The organism is Rhodanobacter sp. G2-10, assembly GCF_055809185.1.
In genome coordinates this window covers 1089764-1109429 of record NZ_CM147900.1, presented here as the reverse complement: position 1 = coordinate 1109429, position 19666 = coordinate 1089764, and the positions used below count along the sequence as shown (strand labels likewise).

The following is a 19666-nucleotide window of genomic DNA, read 5'->3' as shown; positions in this document are numbered from 1 at the left end:
GGTCACCCGATCGATTCGTTCGCCATCATCCAATACAAGCCGACCTGGACCACTCTTTCGGCAAATTCGCCGAAGTCCACCGGCTTGACCACGTAACTGTTCACGCCCAGTGCGTAGCTCGCAAGCACGTCGCCCTCCTCACGCGAGGAAGTCATCATCACGACGGGCACCGACTTTGTACGGTCATCCTCACGCATGCACGCCAGGACCTGGAGGCCGTCCATGCGCGGCATTTTCAGGTCCAGCAGCACCAGCTTCGGCATGCCCGGCTCGCGGCCGGCATATTTGCCCTCGCCAAGCAGGTATTCAACCGCCTCGACCCCGTCGCGAACCCACTCGACGCTGTTTGCCACGCCGCCCCGCTTCAGCGTTCTCAACGTCATTTCGGCATCCGCCACGGAATCTTCGACGAGAAGAATGTCCACCCGCTGTTGACTCATCCCATGTCCCTCCCAGGCTGTTCGCCGACGATCGGCAATTCAAACGTGAATGTGGCACCCTCGCCCAGCTCGCCTTCCGCCCACACCTTGCCGCCGTGGCGCGACACGATCCGCTGCACGATCGCAAGACCGACGCCGGTACCCTCGAAGTCGTCCTGCAAGTGGAGGCGCTGGAAAACCTGGAACAGCTTGCCGATGTAGCGCATGTCGAAACCGACGCCGTTGTCGCGCACCTGATAGCGAACGCTGGCGCCATCGCTCCGGCCAGTGACCTCGATCCGCGCATCGACGCCGCGCTTTCCGCTGTACTTGATGGCATTGGCTAGCAAGTTGGTCCACACCTGTTTCAGCAGGGCCGGATCGGCCTGCACGGTCGGCAGCGACTGCACCGAAATCGTGGCAGCGACGGAAATGCCGGAGCTCACTTCGCTCAAGGCACTGTCGACCAGGGCGTTCATGTCGATCGGGACGCGGGTCAACGGCTGGCGACTCAGTCGCGAAAAGGCCAGCAGGTCGTCGATGAGGCGGCCCATGCGCCTTGCACTCGCTCCGATTTCGTCCAGGTAGCGCCGCAGCTCGCCATCCAGCCGGTCCCCGCCATCTTCCTCGAGCATGCGCGCATAGCCGTCGATATGGCGCAGCGGCGCACGCAGATCATGCGATACCGAATAGGCAAAGGACTCCAGCTCGCGATTGCTGCGCGCCAGCTCCTCGGCGCCTTGTCGCAAGGTCTCGGCCGCCTGCAGGCGTTCGGTGGCATCACGGGCGACGCTGAACATGAGGTCGTCCGATCGCGACCAAGCCGCCGACCAGTCGATCGAGACCGCGCTGCCATCCTTGCGGATGAAACGGTTGGTGAACCCTGCCGCAGGTTCCCCGGACATCACGCGGGCGACCACCGCCGCCGTCCGCTCCTGGTCTTCCGCGTGCACCAGGTCCGTGTAGGAGCGTCCGATCAGTTCGGCCGGCGCGTAACCCCACTGATTCTGTGCGGCCGAACTCACCTTGAGGAAACGGCCCTCCTTGTCCACGGCACAAAGTACATCGAGCGAGTTGTCCATGATCAACTGGTTGAGCGCCATCGCCTGAACGCGCTTCTGCTCGCTGACGTCGCGCTCCTGTTCCAGTCGCTGCATGGCCCGGGCACTCCACCACACCAGCAGGGTGAAAATGATGATGTTGGCCTGGGTGAACAGCGCCACGCCCAGTTCCGTGCTGCACCAGCCACGGCGCTCGCTCTCGAGTCGCAACCAGCCCAGGGTAAAGAGCATCAACAGGCTCGCCGGCAGCAGGCGTCGCAGCAGCAACCCACCAAAACCGGCGCTGGTCGCCAGCGCCATGAAACCGACCGAGGGGCGCGCGCACAGCACGGCCATCGCCAGCATGAAGCCCAGGATCGCCGTGCGCGGCACCATCGGATGGCTTTGGTGAACGGTGTACAGCTCGTTCACGCCATAGGCGTAGCCGAACAAGGCCGTCAATGCGATCAAGGCCGCCAATATGGCGGTGATTTCGGCGGGTCGGCTGGCACGGCCGATGGTGGTATTCAGGGTCAGCAGCGAGATGCCGAGCAGGCAGAAAACCAGGGCGCTGTTGGCGCCCATCGGCGCCTCGCGGGCGTATTCGCCGACGGCGGTAAGGCGCGGTTCAATGATCGCCAGCACGCCGATGAGGAGGACCGCCACACTCAGGAGCAGCGCCAGATAGTGCAGCAGACCATGCGCAACGATCCGGACAGGAGGTGTTCGTCGCAACCACAGTGCCATGCCGGCAACCAACATGCCCCACTCGGCGGCGCGGCCAGGTACCGAAGTCACGGGAAGGTCGCCGTCAAGAATCCAGACACGGTGAGGCCACACCACGAGCCCCAGCACGCTGACCGCCATGGCCAGCACTGCCGCCAGGGCAGTGAATGTAGTGCAGCGCCGGTGCAGTCCGTGCAGTTCGTTCACCATCATGGCTTGGTCGCTACCGACCACTCGGTGCGCGAAACGAGCCTGATGCCCGGCATCATGGCGAGCATCGGCTCGCCGTGGCACAACATGACAGTCGACATGCGATCCACTCGCCTCCCCGTGAGCTCCCACCCCGCGCATCCACGCTAGCTCGATTGCACCATACTTTGATCCGCTTGTCAGGGAGGACCGACCCACAGCCAGCCGTTCGCTGAAACCTTGCCCAGGCAAATGCACGGACACCGACCACAGCCGGAGATCTCTATCGCCGACACCGTGCACAACATGCGATGCGTCCAGCCTGACCATTGCCTCGATGCGAATGCCGCCAGACAGGCCGCCGGCGATGACCAAACGCACGCGCATCGCTTGCTTGCCGATGGGGTGGTCCGCCAGCCGGGTCAGCCATCTGCCACGGGACGCGGCCCTCGTCGGGACACACAGGCGATAACCATCTCGATGGTGCGCGCACGACAGGTTTGAATGCTTGGGGCTATCCCTCATCGCATCGTTGCGGAGGTTTGCGCAGAGTACCGTCAAGCCACGCCTCTCTGCAGAACGCTGGAAGTCCACGGGGACCGTGCGTGCTGAACCCGCGCCCGAGGCTGCGAGGTTCATCCAGGTTTTACAGGGGCTCGCGCATACTTCCGGCTCCTGTCGAGGAGTCGCACATGAGCCAGATCAAGATCGCCACCTTCGTGGGCAGCCTGCGTGCTGATTCGTTCAACCGCAGGCTGGCTCGCTCCGTGCAGAAACTTGCTCCTGCCGAATTTGCCTTCACGCACATCCAGATCGACGACTTGCCGCTTTATTCGCAGGACTTCGATGAGGCCTACCCCGCCAATGCCGCGCAATTGAAGAAGGAGGTCGAAGCGGCCGACGGACTGCTGTTCGTCACACCCGAATACAACCGTTCGATCCCGGGCGTACTGAAAAATGCGATCGATATCGCCTCGCGTCCGTGGGGCACCAATTCGTTCGCCGGCAAACCCGGCGCCGTCATTGGCACCTCCATCGGATCGACCGGTACCGCCATGGCGCAGCAGCATTTGCGCAATGTGCTGGCCTATTTGGACGTGCCGCTGCTCGCGCAACCGGAGGTCTTCATCCATTTCAAGGACGAGCTGATCGCCGACGACGGCACCATCGCCAGCGAAGGTACCCGGAAGTTCCTGCAGGGCTTTGTCGACAAGTACACGGCGTGGGTGAAGCAATTTGCCGGCTGAAGCGTCCCTGGCGCCTCGCGAAGCAGGCGTCTCGCGGCGATCGCAGCGGCGGGATCTGGATGCAGACTTTGAGGTTCTTCGCTTGAACGGTGCCGCACAAGAGCCTCGCGCTGGCGGCAAATCGCGAAACCAGGCGTGCGCCGCACAGGGCGGTTACGAGGCCGTCCCGCCCACCGTCATCGAGTCAATCTTCAGGGTCGGCTGACCCACGCCCACCGGCACACTCTGCCCGTCCTTGCCGCAGACGCCCACCCCCTCATCCAGCGCCAGGTCGTTGCCGATCATGGACACGCGGGTCAGCACCTCGGGACCGCTTCCGATCAGGGTCGCGCCCTTCACCGGGCGGGTGATCTTTCCGTCCTCGATCAGATAGGCCTCGGAGGCGGAGAAGGTGAACTTGCCGTTGGTGATGTCGACCTGGCCACCGCCGAAGTTCGGCGCGTACAGCCCCTTCTTCACCGAGCGGATGATCTCGGCCGGATCGTGCTGGCCGCCACGCATGTAGGTGTTGGTCATGCGCGGCATCGGCAGGGTCGTGAAGGATTCGCGGCGACCATTGCCGGTCGGCGCCATGCCCATCAGGCGGGCATTGAGCTTGTCCTGCATGTAGCCCTTGAGGATGCCGTCCTCGATCAGCGTGGTGCACTCGGTCGGCGTGCCTTCGTCGTCGATGCTGAGCGAACCGCGGCGCCCGGCCAGGGTGCCGTCGTCGACGATGGTGACGCCCTTCGCCGCCACGCGCTGACCGATGCGGCCGGAGAAAGCCGAACTGCCCTTGCGGTTGAAGTCGCCTTCCAGGCCGTGGCCGATCGCCTCGTGCAGCAGCACGCCGGGCCAGCCGGGACCGAGCACCACGGTCATCTGCCCGGCGGGTGCGTCGACCGAATCCAGGTTCACCAGCGCCTGGCGCACGGCCTCGTCGGCAAAGCCGAGCGCGCGGCCGTTGTCGATCAGCTCGCGATAGCCGTAACGCCCGCCGCCGCCGGAATAGCCTTGTTCGCGGCGACCATTGGCTTCTGCGATCACCTGCACGTTGATCCGCACCAGCGGGCGCACGTCGGCAGCGAGGGTGCCGTCGGAGGCGGCGATCAGGATGGTGTCCATCGTCGCGGCAAGGCTCACGATGACCTGCTTGATGCGCGGATCGCGCGCGCGCGCATACGCATCGACTTCGCGCAGCAAGGCAATCTTGTCGGGATTGGGCAAGCTCTCGACCGGGTCGATCGACGGATACAGCGCGCGGGTGTTGTGCAATGCCAGTGGCTTGCCGCTGCCGTTTCCGTCATGGGCGATCGCGCGCGCGGCCTTCGAGGCTTCCAGCAGCTGCGGCAGCACGATTTCGTCGGAATAGGCGAAGCCGGTTTTTTCGGCGGACATCGCGCGTACGCCCACGCCCTGCTCGATCGAATGACTGCCATCCTTGACGATCCCTTCCTCCAGCGTCCACGACTCGCTGCGCGAATGCTGGAAGTACAAATCGGCTGCGTCGATCGACGGGCCCATCAATTGGGCGAACACGCGATCAAGATCACCGGTGGCGATGCCGCCGGGGGACAACAGCTTGCTTTCGGCAAGGGAAATCAGGGAATCCATGGGCTCGGCTTGTCTGCATTCAATCGGTAACTGTCCCACATGGGGCTGCGGCCAGCCACTTTAAAGCCGCGCGCGGCTGCCGGCAGCGGACCAGGAGCACGCGATCAAGGCTGGGTGGAACTCGTGGCCGGCGGCAAAGTGCTGGTTGATATCGCTGGCGAGCTGGTTGCCGGAGCCGGCACGGTGCCCGGCACTGCCGGCACGCTCAGCGGCGCGCTGAGCAGCGGTGGCACCGGAGGTGGCACCTCGCCGTGCTTCTCGATCAGGGTCATCTTCGGGTCATCCCAACTGCCGCTGATCCGGTAGCGGGCGCTGGCCGCCTTGTTCAGACCCTTGCCGAGCAGGCCTTGCACCGCGAAACCGGCCGCCGCGCCGATCGGGCCACCGACGACGGCACCGACGACCGGCAGGCTGTTGCCCACGTGCGGCACCACCAGCATCTGCTGGTCGTAGTCCCTGGCACGAAGACCGGTGCGGCCCGTGATGTTGATGTTGGCCGAGGGCCCCTCGATCGCCAAGTTGCTGGTGGTGGCATTGCCGTTGGCCAGCTGAAAATCACCGGTGATCGAATCGAAGGCCAGCCCCTTGCCAAAGACATCGCCGAAATCCAGCGTCAGCCGGCGCGGCAGGTCGGCCAGCGACACCAGTCCGAGCAGCCGACCCACGCCGGGCGAACTGGCCTCGGGGATGCGACCATCGTTGACCTGGATTTTCAGCGTGCCATCCATGGTGGCCAGCGACAGCGCGCTGGGACTGCCCGGCCAGCTGGCGTCGAGCTGGTCGCGCGTCTTGCCGCCATGAACCAGCCCGTTGTAGCCGAACGCCCCCAGCATCGCCCCCAGGTCCTCGGCGGCGAAGTTGATGCGCATGTGCGTGCGGCTGTCGGTGGCGGTGCCATTCCAGTCGCCGCTGGCGGTGATCTGCACCCGTTTCGACAGCGCCCGCAGCTGTTCGATGTGCATGCCCTTCGCCGTCGGCCATGTTTCCAGCCGCGCCTCGCCAAGCCGGGCTTCGCCCAGGCGCAGGTCGCCTACCCACAGGTGAAGCGGCGGCAGCGCCGCGGGATTGATGCCGGTGTTGGCGGGATCGGCAGCAGTCGCGGCAGGCTTGTCCGCGGCCTCGGTCGCCGTGCCGGCGGCGCGCGCCGTGTCGGAACTTGCGCCGGAAGCGGAATCGTCGTCCGGGGAGTCCTTGGGCCAGTACAAGTGGTGCATGCGTGCGGTGACGCCCCGTTTGTCCAGCGCCTCGGTCGGCACCTTGACGTTGCCGGCCATCGCCGGCCCATCCACGTCCACGTTCAGGACGCCCGGTTGCGGGGTGGCGCGCAACCGCAGCGATCCCAGCGACCGACCGAACCAGATGGCGTGATCGGTGTCGACATCCAGGCTTTCCAGTCCGGGGCCGTCGCTGCCCGTGCCCCCCGCCACGCGCTGAACCCAGCCGGTGACATCGAGCAAGGTGGCGTGGCCGCGGATGCGCAGATCGCGTGCCGGCAGGGTCTGCGGCATCTGGTCACCAAAGCTCAGCGTGCCCGCCAGCGGCTGGCCCGTAGCGTCGGGCAGCCGGAGGTGGCCACGGACGAGCTGACCCAAACCCAGCTGCAGGTCGCTCCCCTCGACCGGCAAGCTCATGCTCAGGTGCAGCGGAAGGCTGCCCGTTGCCGGCTTGTCCAACGGCGCCGGCAGCTGCAGGGCAATGCCGTTGAGCAACGAATCGACGCTCAGTGTCTGCGCCAACGCATCGGTTCCAGGCTGGTATGCGAGAGTAAAACCGATGGTGAAAGCACTGCGTCCCTGCGCGAGCTGATCCAGCCATTCCAGCGTGGGATAGTCCTGCACCAGTTCCGCCAACTGGAAATTCCCCTGCAAGGTGGCCGCAACGACGGTCGCCGGGTCGGCGTTGGCGCCGGCAATGGCCAGTTGCAGGCGCGACGGCTGGTCGTGAAACACCGTATCCAGCGGACCTGCCTGCAGGCCATGAAGAGTGAACGTCAATGGCCCGTTGAGCTTTTCCAGCTTGAGTTTCCAGTCAGGCGCCGTGAGCGTCGCATCACGCAACCGGGCAGCGCCATCGAGGCGCGCATCCTCGACCTTGCCCAACGGCAGGCTCAGGTGGAAATCGAATGTTCCCTGCCCGCCCAGCTTGAGCTTGGCCAGCGTGTCGGCCGCGTGACTGGCCACCGGACTCTTGCGGGAAAATTCCAGCAGGCTCGCGCCGCTGCCGCTGCCCTTCACGTTGAGATCCAGCAGGCCTTCGCCGAAGTCGGGGATCAGCGCCACTGCACGCTCGGTCTTCACCCCCAGCGAATGGCCCGCGCCGGCTTCGACCAGCATGCCGTTGTTGACGAAGCTGGCCACCGCATCGATACCCTCGGCGCGCGGCCAGTCCTGCCCATAGTCGAGGGTCAGGTCATGGATGACCGCACGCGCCTCGAAGCGCCCTTCGTTGTGATGGAACGGCCAGTCCGCCAGGTCGCCATGCACCAGCACTGCAGCCTGTTCGAGCTGGCCGGAGACCAGCGCCCGATCCAGCCACGCCACGGTGTCTGGCGGCATCACGTTGACGGGCCAGAACAGCTTCGCCGCCGTCACATCCGCGTGATCCACCGTGGCATACAGGTCAAGGCTAGGCGCGCCGCCAGCCTCCGGCATCACTGCCTCCCCGCGCACGCTGCCCGCATAGCCGGCGCCGACAAAGTCGAGGGTGTCGGCGCCCATGTGCCAACCACCGTCCGTGGGCCAGAACGCCAGCGTCCCGGCCAGTTTCGACAACGCGAACGGCTGGCGGAACACGTGCGGGAATGTCACTGCCGTGGCCTGCGCCGGCAATTCCAGTGAAAACGCTTCGCCATCGCCACGCAGTTCGCCGTGCAGGTGGCTCACCCCGGGCAATTTCTCGACCGGATCGATGCCCAGCCCGTCGAACTCGACCGCCAGCCGCTGCAGGCCGCTGGCGCGCGTCCAGTGCAATGCGACCTTGCCCAGTTCACCATGCGGATTCCCGGTGCCCAGCCACTGTGCCAGCGACGGCGTCAGGTCCGGCGTCAAGGCCAGCCACGGCAGCAGCGGCGCCAGTTGCAGCTTGCTCGCGGCAGCGTCCAGGCGAAGCTCGGGCGTGCCGGGATGATCCAGATTCAGCACCGCCGCGCTGCCGTCGTCCCCGGCCCAACGCAGCTGATAACCGTCGCCGGCGCTGCGGATACCTGCCAGGCCGTGCAGCGACGCCACCCTGGCCGTGCCACCCGTCGGCCCGCTGATCGAGAGCGTGTCCAGGTCGGCACGCAGCACGCTGCTGTAGAGCTCTCCGTGGCGCCAGTCGAGCCATGCGCTCAACTGTCCGGCGCCGTGGTCGACGGTGTAGCCAGCCATGTCGATGCCGTCGAGCAAGGGCTGCAACTGGGCCGCGTCGGTGCTGATCCACAACCTGCCGTCACGGCCATCCTGACTGAAGCGGCCTACCGCACGCACGCTGGCCCCGCCCACTCCCTCCCGGCGCAAGCTGCCGCCGAAGCGGATCCAGTCACCCTGATGGCTCACGCGCAGCTGACGGGAGAGCACGGTGTAGTGCTTGCCCAGCGTCGCGTCGGTGACCACCACGCGCAAGTCGTCGAGCCAGAGATCCAGCGACAGATGACCCAGCGACAGCGGCTGGCGATCCGCATGGCTAGCCGCGTTGAAGCCGTTGAGGTGCCAACCGGAAGCATCGTGCAGCAGATCCAGTTCCACGCCGCGTGCATAGACGTTGAGCAAATGTCGCGAGGGGAGCAGCCAGCCGCCCAGGTCCAGCCTGACCCGGGACTCCGGAAGATGCAGCACGTCGCCGGTTTCGCCAGCCGCCGGACCCACCTTCACGCTGTGCATCACGAACTCCGGACCGGATGCGGTCCAGCGCCCTTCCATCGACGCGAAGCTGACAGGGCGATGCAGCCGCTGGCTGAGCTGCCCGGCCACCCATGCCGGATGCCGCGCCAACAGCGGCAGCAGAAGTTGCGCCAGCGCGGCCAGCACGGCAAACAGGATCACCAAGACGCCCGCCGTCCATCCCAGGCCGCGGGCACAGCCGTGCAATCGGCGCCGCCACACTACGTTCACGCGCGTCGAACCGGGGCGGACTTACAACAAGACAACATCGAACTGTTCCTGCGAATAATGCTCTTCCGCCTGGAAGCGTATGCTCTTGGAGATGAACTCTTCCAGTTCGGCGACCGCCGCGGATTCTTCTTCGAGGATGCGGTCCACCACCTGCTGGCTGGCCATGACCAGCAGCTTTTCCGCATCGAACTGGCGTACGGCCCGGGTGATCTCGCGAAAAATCTCGTAGGTCACCGTTTCGGCAGTTTTCAGCACGCCGCGCCCTTCGCAGGCGGGACACGGTTCGCACAACTGGCGCGCCAGGCTTTCGGTCGTGCGCTTGCGGGTCATCTCGACCAGGCCCAGCGCCGACATCGGATACACGGTGGTCTTGGCGTGGTCGCGGGCCAGGCCCTTGCCAAGCATGCGCAGGACCTGGCGCTTGTGCTCCTCGTCGACCATGTCGATGAAGTCGATGATGATGATGCCACCCAGGTTGCGCAGACGCAGTTGGCGCGCCGCGGCCTGCGCTGCCTCCAGATTGGTGCGGTAGACCGTCTCCTCCAGGTTGCGCGTGCCGAGATAGGCGCCGGTATTGACGTCGATGGTGGTCATCGCCTCGGTCTGGTCGACGATCAGGTAGCCACCGGATTTGAGGGGCACGTCCTTTCTCAGCGCACGCTGCATTTCGTCCTCGACGCCATACAGGTCGAAGATCGGCCGCTCGCCATCGTAGTGTTCGATGCGATCGTCCAGTTGCGGCATGAACTTGTGCACGAACCGGGTCACCCGCTCGAAGGTTTCGCGCGAATCCACCCGAACTTTCTCGATATCGTCGTTGAGCATGTCGCGCAGGCTGCGCAGCGGCAGCGACAACTCCTCGTACACGCGCTCGCCCACGCGCGCCTTGGCGATGTTTTCCTGCACCACCCGCCACACCTTGCCGAGGTAGGTCACGTCGAATGCCAGCGATTCGGCACTCTGCCCCTCGGCATTGGTGCGCACGATATAGCCGAGCGGGGACTCGCCAATCAGCGGGCCGAGCACATCGCGCAATCGCTGGCGCTCCTCCTCGTCCTCGATCCGGGCCGAGATACCCAGGGTTTGCGCATACGGCAGCAGCACCAGATAACGCGAGGGAATGGACAGGTGTGCCGAGAGCCGGGCACCCTTGGTGCTTATCGGGTCCTTGACCACCTGCACCACGATCTCCTGGCCTTCGTGCACCAGTTCACTGATCGAGGGAACGTGGCCATTGCCGGCGGGCTCCTCGCCGTCGGCCACCGGAATCATCGGGCGCACGATGTCCGAGGCATGCAGGAACGCCGCGCGCTCCAGTCCGATCTCGACGAACACCGCCTGCATGCCCGGCATGACCCGCTGTACGCGACCCTTGTAGATATTGCCGACATAACCTCGCCGGGAGGCCCGCTCGACGTGCACCTCCTGCAACATGCCGTTCTCGACCACCCCGACCCGCGTTTCGCGCGGCGTCACGTTGATCAGGATTTCTTCACTCACTGCATACTCCCCGGATAGATGATCTTTATAGCGGGGCAACCACAGACTGTCGATGAACCAGAACGCGACAACGGCAAATCACGCCCCACGAATGCGACAGACAACGCAGAATTGAATGGACACCCCCCAGGAGTTGAACCCATGACCACCCCCATCCTGCTGGCCTGGAGCGGCGGCAAGGACTGCCTGCTGGCCTTGCAGCGCCTGCTGGCCGACCCGCAATGGCGGGTGGTCGGCCTGCTGACCACGGTCAACCGCAACTACCAGCGCGTGGCCATGCACGGCACGCCGCGCGAGGTGCTGCTGGCGCAGGCCGACGCGCTTGAGCTTCCGCTGGTCGAAGTGATGCTGGACTGGCCCGGCAGCAACGAGGCCTACGAGCAGGCCCACGCGCAGGCACTGGTCGAGGCGCGCATGCGCTGGCCGGGTATCCGGCATTGCGCGTTCGGCGACCTGTTCCTGGAGGATGTCCGCGATTATCGCGTGCGCCAGCTTGGCCGCGAGAACTGGCGCGCCGTGTTCCCGTTGTGGGGGGAGGACACCGGCGCCTTGTCGCGGCGCTTCATCAGCGAAGGCCATCGCGCCGTGCTGTGCTGCGTGGATACCCAGCAGCTCGATGCCGACTACTGCGGCCGCGCCTACGATGCGGCCCTGCTCGATGCGCTGCCGGCTGGCGTCGACCCCTGCGGCGAGCATGGCGAATTCCACACGCTCAGCTACGCCGGCCCGCTGTTCCGCCGGCCGCTGAAGCTGCGTCGGGGCGAATCGGTGCTGCGCGACGATCGCTTCCGGTTCACCGACTTCCTGCTGGACCAAGATGCCCCGGCGCGCTGAAGGCCACATCCTGCCAGACCTGCTGCAGCCGGGCCTGGCCCTGGTTTTCTGCGGCACGGCGGCGGGTCGGCGCTCGGCCGCCGAACACGCCTACTACGCCCATCCCGGCAATCTGTTCTGGCGGGCGCTGTTCGAGGCCGGTCTCACGCCACGGCTGCTGGCGCCGGCTGAATTCCCCCGCTTGCCCGACTACGGCATGGGGCTTACCGACCTGGCCAAGTGCCACTCGGGCAACGACAACCAGTTGCCTCGCGATGCATTCGACGCACCGGCGCTGCGCGCCAAGATCGAGCGTCACGCACCGGGTCTGCTCGCCTTCACCAGCAAGAACGCAGCCCGTGCCGCGCTCGGCCACAGCGCCGACTACGGCCTGCAGAATGAGCTGATCGGCAGCACGCGCCTGTTCGTGCTGCCGTCACCCTCGGGTCAGGCACGCGGGCACTGGCGCATCGATCCGTGGCTGGCCCTGGGCGAGCTGTACCGCACCCTCCGCGCAGACCGGCAGGGCGGGCTCCGCCCGCCGCTCTAGCCGCAGGACGAGGCCGCCTAACCGAAAACCGGCAATTGGCGTTCGCCCAACTCCACGCCCCCGGTGTGGGCTCACTCGATCGGCGTGTGGCGCAACTGACGCACCTGGCGGGCACGTACCACGGAGCCATGATTGCCCCAGCTGCGGCGGATGTAGCTGACCACGGCCGCCACGTCCTGATCGCTCAGCGTCTGGGCATACGGCGGCATCGAGTAAGGCCGCTGATTGGCCGCTGTGACAGGTGCAAAACCACCGAGCAGCACCATCCGGGTGGCGTTGATGCCGGTCGGTTCCGTCACCGAGGAATTGCCGCCCAGCGGGGGATAGACGCCGGCCACGCCCGCACCGTGATCACCATGGCAATCCGCGCAATGCCGCCCATAGATCTTGTTGCCCTGCTCGATCAGCGCGCCGGCATCGGGCGGTGTGGCGGGCGACGCAGGCGCCGGTCGCGCCGGCAGAGACTGCAGGTAAGTGGCGATCGCGTGCAGGTCGGTGTCGGTCATGTACTGGGTGCTGCCCGACACCACCGCCGCCATCGGACCGAAGGCCGCGCCGCGAGCTGACTGGCCAGTCTTCAGCAGGTCCACGATGTCCTGCGCGCTCCAGCCTTCCAGCCCGCCGTTGCTGGCGCTGCTCAAGTCTGGCGCATACCAGTTCTGCATCGGGATCTGCCCGCCAGCCAGTTGCGTGGTGCGCGGCGTGCCGCCCAACGAGTCGCGCGTGGCATGGCATTCGTTGCAATGCCCCAGGCCCTGGACCAGGTACGCGCCGCGATTCCACGCCGCCGATCTTGCCGTGTCGGGCTTGAATTCGCCCTGGCGGAAATACAGCGCCCGCCATGCCTTCAGGCTGTTGCGCACGCTGTAGGGGAAGGCCAGTGACGGTGCGCGATCGGATTGACTGGCAGGTTCCAGCGTTTGCAGCCAGGCGAAGATCGCCAGCGCATCGGCACGGCTTACCTTGGTATACGAGGTATAGGAAAACGCCGGATACAGCAGCTCGCCATGGCGACCCTTGCCGGCATGCAGCGCCTGCCAGAAATCCTCGAAGCTCCAGTCACCCAGGCCGGTCTGCTGGTCCGGCGTGATGTTCGGTACCGGGATATCACCGAACGGCGTGGCCAGCACCCGGCCGCCGGCATAACGCCGGCCGCCTTGCGCGGTGTGACAGCCGGCGCAATCGCCGACGATGGCCAGGTACTTGCCCTTGGCGATGAGCGCCGGATCGGCCAACGTGGCCGCGGCGACCTTGCTGGCGGATCGCGGAACGGGCTGGTGACCACCGCCGAACCAGAACCAGGCGAAGGCCAGTATCAGCAAGGCCACGATCAACAGCAGCAACCAACGCAGCCACCTCATGGCCTGTCCCCGGTCGCCCCCAACACGCCGCAGGCGAGCGGCGGCGTTACCGAGCCCGGGGGTTCCGGATGGATGTCGGCCGGCAATTCGCGGCTGGCCAATGCCGCGGCGACGGCCGTGATGTCCGACGGACCGAGCCGACTCGCCACGGTTGCCATGCAGTCAGGCGCCACCGTCGAGCGGGTATGCGTACGCCAGGACCCCAGCTGCGCGCTGATGTAGTCATACGGCAAGCCGATCAGCCCGGGCGTGGATGGTTCCACCCCCGTCAGCTGGCGTCCGTGACAACTGCTGCACGGCGGAATCTTGCGTGTGGGGTCTCCCTTCTCGATCAGCTCATTGCCACGCTGCAGCGTGGCCGCCGATAGGAATGGCACCGGCGAACGCCGGTAAGGCACCTGTTGCGCGGCGAAGTATTCGGCGATCTCGCGCATGTACGCCGGGGGGAGCTGGCGGACGGTGTATTCCATCGGCGAGTACTTGCGCAAGCCGTTCTGGAAATCCTGCAGCTGGCGCGCCAGATAGGCTGCCGGCTTGCCAGCCAGGCGCGGAAAGTAACCGCTACCGGGAGAACCCTGGCCATGCTCGCCATGACAGCTGGTGCAGGCGGCGATGCGCTGCTGCAGGGTGTCGGGAATGGTGCGCGTATCGGCGGCGCGACTGACAGCACCGTACGACACGGCAAGCATGAGCAGGACGACACCCCCGAACGGCCTGGCAACAAATCGGCGGACGTTCGTATTCATCCGCCCATTGTACGCGCGACCGATGTCCGCTTTCGCGTGCCAACCATCCCATGCCATCGCTCAACCGCGCCGAATGTCGACTCCGATCGGCGCACTGAAGCCAGCGCCGATCAGGCTCGACTGCCCACCGACTTGCGCACGATCAGCATCGCCAATTCCAGCGACTGTTCGTAATTCAGGCGCGGATCCACCATCGACTTGTACGCGCGATCCAGATCGGTCTCGCACAGGCCACGTGCGCCGCCGGTGCACTCGGTGACATCCTCGCCAGTCAATTCCAGATGCACACCACCGAGCCGGGTGCCGACGGCGGCGTGGATGTCAAAGGCCTGATCCAGCTCGCCGTGGATGTTGTCGAATCGTCGCGTCTTGTACCCGTTCGAGGTGCTTTCGGTGTTGCCGTGCATCGGGTCGGCCACCCACAGCACACGACGCCCTTCGCGTTTGACCGCCTCCAGCAACGGCGGCAGGGCGGTGGCGATCCTGGCGCTGCCCATGCGATGCACCAGGGTCAACCGGCCCGGCTCCTCGTCCGGGTTCAGCACGTCGATCAAGGGCAGCAATTGATCCGGCGTCACCGTAGGCCCGACCTTCACGGCAATCGGATTGCGGATGCCGCGGAAATACTCGACATGCGCACCATCCAGCGCAGCCGTGCGCATGCCGATCCACGGGAAATGCGTGGAAAGGTTGAACCAGCCCGGGTTGCGCGGCACCTCGCGCGTCAACGCCTGCTCGTAGTGCAGCAGCAGTGCTTCGTGCGAGGTGAAAAAATCCACTTTCGAGAAACCGGCAATGGGGCCGGCCAGGGTCTCCATGAAGCGCAGGGAATTCCCGATCGCCGAAACCATCTGCCGATACTCCGCGGCCAGCGGCGAATGGTCGACCCAGGCCAGGTCCCAGTATTCGGGATGGCGCAAATCGGCAAAACCGCCGTCGATCAGCGCGCGCACGAAATTCATGGTGAGCGCGGAATGCGCATGCGCCCGGATCATCCGTTGTGGATCGGGCCGCCGCGCCACCGGCGTGAACTCCGGCCCGTTGACCAGGTCTCCGCGGAAACTCGGCAGGCTGGTTCCGTCGCGAGTCTCGATGTCGGCCGACCGCGGCTTGGCGTATTGCCCGGCGAACCGGCCAACGCGCAGCACCGGCTTCTTCAAGCCGTGCACCAGCACCAGGCTCATCTGCAACAGCACTTTCAGCCGGTTGGAGATTATCGGGCTGGTGCAATCGGAGAAGCTCTCGGCGCAATCGCCGCCCTGCAACAGGAAGCGCGTGCCGTCCTGCGCCTCGGCGATGGCCTCCTTCAGGGCAAGCACCTCCCACGAGGTCACCAGCGGCGGCAGTCGGGCCAGTTGCGCGCTGGCGCTGGCCAGTTCGTCCGCATCGTCGTAGCTGGGTTGCTGCAAGGCCTGGCGCTGTTGCCATGAGGCTGGCGTCCACGGAACAGCCCCAGCCGAAACCGGCTTGTCGATAGCCGGTCCGGTCTTCAAGGTGTCGGCATGGCTCACTTGCGCACCGCCCTGCGCCGAACCGCCAGCACCGTCAGCGCCGCCAGCACGATGAACCACAGCAGGCTCCAGGCCGGCATCGGCAAACCGAGAATCGGTTCCACCGTGGCGCATTCACCGGAGCCGGTGAACACCAGCCTGAAGGCCTTGGCAAAGGGAAAGGCACTGAACATGTAGTCGAGCGGAGGCCCACAGGAGGGCACCTGGTCAGGCGGCAGCGACTGGATCCACAAATGTCGCGCCGCCACCACCGTGCCGAACGCCGCGCCGAGCCAGGCGCCGGCAGCATAGATCCAGCGCGCGCCACCACGCGGTGCGTGCAAGGCGCCGACCAGAAAGAACACGCCCATGACGATGAAGCCGATGCGCTGGAAGATGCACAGCGGGCATGGATACATTTGCCAGACGTATTCGGCAAAGAGTGCGAAACCGAGCAGCCCGGCACAGACCAGGAAGCCGACCAGAAAGCAGATGCGGTAGGACCAGCGAAGTGGATTCATGATGCTTTGTTGCGTTGCGGAATCACGACATTACCCGTTCGTGGCGACGCTGTCAGCAAGGCCATGCGATCGCGCGACAAACACGCTCCTGGTGGGGTCCCCCAGACGCAGAAAACCCGGCGGGTTGCCCGGCCGGGTTTCGTGTCTACGGGTGCGCGTCGCTCTGGACCGACTGCCGCCAATCGGCTTACTCGGCGTCGACAGCCTCGACCTGCGGACGACCGACCAGCTCTACGTAGGCCATGGGCGCGTTGTCACCCGGGCGGAAGCCGCACTTCAGGATCCGCAGATAGCCACCGGGACGCTCCTTGTAACGCGGCCCCAGCTCGACGAACAGCTTGCCCACCGCCTCCTTGTCGCGCAGGCGCGAGAAAGCGAGGCGACGGTTTGCGACGCCATCGGTCTTGGCCAGCGTGATCAGCGGCTCCGCCACGCGGCGAAGCTCTTTCGCCTTGGGCAGGGTCGTGCGGATCAGCTCATGCTTGAGCAACGAAGCGGACATGTTGCGGAACATCGCTTCGCGATGGCTGCTGGTCCGATTGAATTTGCGTCCGGATTTTTGGTGGCGCATGGTGAAGTTCTCTATGTCTGTTGTTATGAAAAATCGGCACCTGTGTCCGGTTTTCCGCGGTTACCCGCTTTTTTTTCGGGATTCGAGATTCGTGATTGGGGATTCGGCAAGGTCCGCCCTCGCGTGCTTGATGCTTTGACGAATCCCGAATCCCTGCGCTCCAAATCCCGCCTTTCAATCAACCCAGCTGCATGCCGTGCGACAGACCCGGCGGCGGCCAATTCTCGAGCTTCGTGCCGAGGGCCAGACCGCGCCCGCCCAGCACATCCTTGATTTCGGTCAGCGACTTCTTGCCCAGGTTCGGAGTCTTCAAAAGCTCCACCTCGGTCTTCTGCACCAGGTCGCCGATGTAGTAGATGCTCTCGGCCTTGAGGCAGTTGGCCGAACGCACGGTGAGTTCCAGATCGTCGATCGGACGCAGCAGCAACGGCTCGAAACCGCTCTTTTCTGCCGTGTCGGTCGCACTCTCGCGACGCGAGAAATCACCAAACACCGACAGCTGGTCGTTGATGATCTCGGCGGCCTTGCGGACGGCGTCCTCGGCATCGATCGTGCCGTTGGTCTCGATGTCCAGCACCAGCTTGTCGAGGTTGGTGCGCTGTTCCACGCGGGCAGCGTCCACTTCATAGGCAACACGCAGAACCGGCGCGAACGACGCATCCAGCTGCAGGCGACCGATCGGACGCGCTTCATCGTCCGGGTGCTGGCGCGCACTGGCCGGCTGGTAGCCGACGCCGCGACGCACCTTCAGACGCATGTTGAGCGCAATGTCCTTGGTCAGGTGGCACAACACGTGCTCGGGGTTGACGATCTCCACCGAGTGGTCGACCACGATATCACCCGCGGTGACGACGCCCTTGCCCTTCTTGGAAAGGGTCAGGGTGACTTCATCGCCGGTATGCTGTCGAATCGCCACATCCTTGAGGTTGAGCAGGACTTCGATCACGTCCTCCTGCAGGCCTTCCAGGGTGGTGTATTCGTGCAGCACGCCATCGATTTCAACCTCGACGATGGCGCTGCCGGGAATCGAGGAGAGCAGCACGCGGCGCAGCGCGTTGCCCAGGGTGTGACCAAAGCCACGCTCGAGCGGCTCGACCACGACTTTGGCACGGTTGGAGCCGAGCTGTTCGACGCTGAGACCACGCGGCCGCAGCACGCTTGTTGACGAAACTGCCATGAGAGCTCCGGTTGATTACTTCGAGTAAAGCTCGATGATCAGAGCTTCGTTGATGTCGGACGGCAGGTCACCGCGATCCGGCACAGATTTGAATGTGCCTTCGAACTTCTTGGCGTCGACTTCGACCCAGATCGGACGCAGGTCCATCGTGTCGAACACGGTCGCCGCTTCCTGCACGCGCAACTGGCTGCGTGCCTTTTCGGTCAGAGCGATCATGTCACCCGGGCGCACCTGATAAGAAGGAATGTTCACCTTCTTGCCGTTGACCAGAATCGCCTTGTGCGCCACCAGCTGACGGGCCTGGGCGCGGGTAACCGCAAAGCCCATGCGGAAGACGACGTTGTCCAGGCGGCTTTCCAGCAGGCGCAACAGGTTTTCACCCGTATTGCCCTTCAGGGTGGTCGCCTTGGTGTAGTAGTTGCTGAACTGGCGCTCAAGCACGCCATAGATGCGCTTGACCTTCTGCTTCTCACGCAGCTGCACGGCGTAGTCCGACAGGCGCATGCGCTTGTTGGCGCCATGCTGGCCGGGCTTGTTCTCCAGCTTGCACTTGGAATCCAGCGCACGCGCCGGGCTCTTCAGGCTGAGATCTGCACCTTCGCGACGGGCGAGTTTGCAAGTAGCTCCACGATAACGTGCCATGTTTTCTTCTCTTTGAATAAGTCCGGCCACGGATGGCCGGTTTTGATTCTCGCGGTCATGGGTGACCGCAAAAATTAAACCCGACGCTTCTTGGGGGGACGGCAACCGTTGTGCGGAATCGGCGTGACGTCGATGATGTTGAGCACCTTGTAGCCCAACGCGTTCAGCGAACGCACCGCCGACTCGCGACCCGGACCAGGGCCCTTGATCCGCACTTCCACCGTCTTCACGCCGTAGTCGCCTGCGGCACGACCGGCTTTCTCGGCGGCCACCTGGGCTGCGAACGGGGTCGACTTGCGCGAACCGCGGAAACCCGCGCCGCCTGCAGTCGCCCACGACAACGCATTGCCCTGGCGATCGGTGATGGTGACGATGGTGTTGTTGAAGGAGGCCTGCACGTGGGCCACGGCATCCGTGACAACGCGCTTGATCTTCTTCTTGGTTTTGACCGGCTTAGCCATGATTTCTCTTTTCGATGAGTGCGGCCCCGGGAGGCCGCTTCTTGATCTCGGCGATCAGGGAAAGATCGCGAAAATGCAAAATTACTTCTTGATGGCGCGACGCGGGCCCTTGCGGGTGCGTGCATTGGTGCGCGTGCGTTGGCCCCGAACCGGCAAGCCACGACGATGGCGCAGGCCGCGATAGCAACCCAGGTCCATCAGGCGCTTGATCGCCATGCCTACTTCACGACGCAAATCACCCTCGACGGTGTACTTGCCGATTTCGAGACGGATTTTCTCCACCTCGCCTTCACTGAGGGACTTGATCTGGGTGGTCGGAACCACGCCAGCATCCGCGCAGACCTGACGGGCCCGGCTGCGGCCGATACCGAAAATGCTCTGCAGACCAACCCAGACATGCTTCTGGACCGGCAAATTGACACCCGCGATGCGCGCCATGATGTACTCTCTCCGATGTGTTTCTCGCGCGGTAAACGCGCAATTTTAACCTGAATTACCCGAACTGGAAAGCCCTGCGACGCCGAGACGT

The 19666-nt window shown here is 64.9% G+C and carries 17 protein-coding genes; 3 read left to right on the top strand and 14 right to left on the bottom strand.

The window, feature by feature from the left end; translation table 11 throughout:
- Positions 1–2 precede the first annotated feature (2 nt).
- Both AC0L58_RS04975 and AC0L58_RS04970 read right to left on the bottom strand, forming a co-directional pair.
- Positions 3–440, bottom strand: a complete 438-nt coding sequence (locus tag AC0L58_RS04975; RefSeq protein WP_473687255.1) for a response regulator — start codon at positions 438–440, stop codon at positions 3–5.
- The gene (locus AC0L58_RS04970; protein WP_473687253.1) at positions 437–2398 is read right to left on the bottom strand and encodes a sensor histidine kinase; all 1962 of its coding nucleotides are present in this window, start codon (positions 2396–2398) and stop codon (positions 437–439) included. Before AC0L58_RS04970 ends, AC0L58_RS04975 begins: the two co-directional genes overlap by 4 nt.
- A gap of 668 nt (positions 2399–3066) precedes the next feature.
- Between AC0L58_RS04970 and AC0L58_RS04965 the strand changes: the two genes are divergently transcribed.
- Positions 3067–3621: an NADPH-dependent FMN reductase gene (locus tag AC0L58_RS04965; protein ID WP_473687251.1), complete on the top strand. Its 555-nt coding sequence runs from the start codon at positions 3067–3069 to the stop codon at positions 3619–3621.
- 153 nt (positions 3622–3774) lie between these two features.
- Here AC0L58_RS04965 and tldD read toward each other — a convergent pair whose 3' ends face one another.
- The 3 genes from tldD to rng all read right to left on the bottom strand — a co-directional run bounded on the left by tldD (position 3775) and on the right by rng (position 10805).
- On the bottom strand, positions 3775–5214 hold the full coding sequence (gene tldD / locus AC0L58_RS04960) for a metalloprotease TldD (RefSeq protein ID WP_473687249.1): 1440 nt from the start codon (positions 5212–5214) through the stop codon (positions 3775–3777).
- Positions 5215–5318: 104 nt separating this feature from the next.
- The gene (locus tag AC0L58_RS04955) at positions 5319–9296 is read right to left on the bottom strand and encodes a YhdP family protein (RefSeq protein ID WP_473688584.1); all 3978 of its coding nucleotides are present in this window, start codon (positions 9294–9296) and stop codon (positions 5319–5321) included.
- 30 nt (positions 9297–9326) lie between these two features.
- Positions 9327–10805 carry a ribonuclease G gene (rng, locus tag AC0L58_RS04950; protein WP_473687247.1) on the bottom strand — a complete coding sequence of 493 codons (1479 nt, stop codon included), beginning with the start codon at positions 10803–10805 and terminating at the stop codon, positions 9327–9329.
- Between the two features lie 141 nt (positions 10806–10946).
- Between rng and AC0L58_RS04945 the strand changes: the two genes are divergently transcribed.
- Positions 10947–11639, top strand: a complete 693-nt coding sequence (locus tag AC0L58_RS04945; RefSeq protein WP_473687245.1) for a Dph6-related ATP pyrophosphatase — start codon at positions 10947–10949, stop codon at positions 11637–11639.
- Entirely contained in the window at positions 11623–12168 is a 546-nt protein-coding gene (locus tag AC0L58_RS04940; protein WP_473687243.1) for a mismatch-specific DNA-glycosylase, read from the top strand. Before AC0L58_RS04945 ends, AC0L58_RS04940 begins: the two co-directional genes overlap by 17 nt.
- Before the next feature lie 71 nt (positions 12169–12239).
- On the opposite strand, the gene AC0L58_RS04935 is transcribed toward AC0L58_RS04940, so the two are convergent.
- The 9 genes from AC0L58_RS04935 to rpsM form a co-directional block, all read right to left on the bottom strand.
- On the bottom strand, positions 12240–13529 hold the full coding sequence (locus AC0L58_RS04935) for a c-type cytochrome (protein WP_473687241.1): 1290 nt from the start codon (positions 13527–13529) through the stop codon (positions 12240–12242).
- Entirely contained in the window at positions 13526–14275 is a 750-nt protein-coding gene (locus AC0L58_RS04930) for a c-type cytochrome (protein ID WP_473687239.1), read from the bottom strand. Before AC0L58_RS04930 ends, AC0L58_RS04935 begins: the two co-directional genes overlap by 4 nt.
- Before the next feature lie 110 nt (positions 14276–14385).
- Complete coding sequence (locus tag AC0L58_RS04925) at positions 14386–15768, bottom strand: class II 3-deoxy-7-phosphoheptulonate synthase (protein ID WP_473688582.1); 1383 nt, start codon at positions 15766–15768, stop codon at positions 14386–14388.
- A 14-nt stretch (positions 15769–15782) separates the two neighbouring features.
- Entirely contained in the window at positions 15783–16286 is a 504-nt protein-coding gene (locus tag AC0L58_RS04920) for a disulfide bond formation protein B (protein WP_473687237.1), read from the bottom strand.
- 187 nt (positions 16287–16473) lie between these two features.
- Positions 16474–16857 carry a 50S ribosomal protein L17 gene (rplQ, locus tag AC0L58_RS04915; protein ID WP_473687235.1) on the bottom strand — a complete coding sequence of 128 codons (384 nt, stop codon included), beginning with the start codon at positions 16855–16857 and terminating at the stop codon, positions 16474–16476.
- 178 nt (positions 16858–17035) lie between these two features.
- Positions 17036–18034 carry a DNA-directed RNA polymerase subunit alpha gene (locus tag AC0L58_RS04910; RefSeq protein ID WP_473687233.1) on the bottom strand — a complete coding sequence of 333 codons (999 nt, stop codon included), beginning with the start codon at positions 18032–18034 and terminating at the stop codon, positions 17036–17038.
- A 15-nt stretch (positions 18035–18049) separates the two neighbouring features.
- On the bottom strand, positions 18050–18676 hold the full coding sequence (gene rpsD / locus AC0L58_RS04905) for a 30S ribosomal protein S4 (protein WP_473687231.1): 627 nt from the start codon (positions 18674–18676) through the stop codon (positions 18050–18052).
- A gap of 74 nt (positions 18677–18750) precedes the next feature.
- Complete coding sequence (rpsK, locus tag AC0L58_RS04900; protein ID WP_007513384.1) at positions 18751–19137, bottom strand: 30S ribosomal protein S11; 387 nt, start codon at positions 19135–19137, stop codon at positions 18751–18753.
- An 81-nt stretch (positions 19138–19218) separates the two neighbouring features.
- Positions 19219–19575 (bottom strand): 30S ribosomal protein S13, encoded by a 357-nt coding sequence (gene rpsM, locus AC0L58_RS04895; RefSeq protein ID WP_473687229.1) that lies wholly within the window; start codon positions 19573–19575, stop codon positions 19219–19221.
- Positions 19576–19666 lie beyond the last annotated feature (91 nt).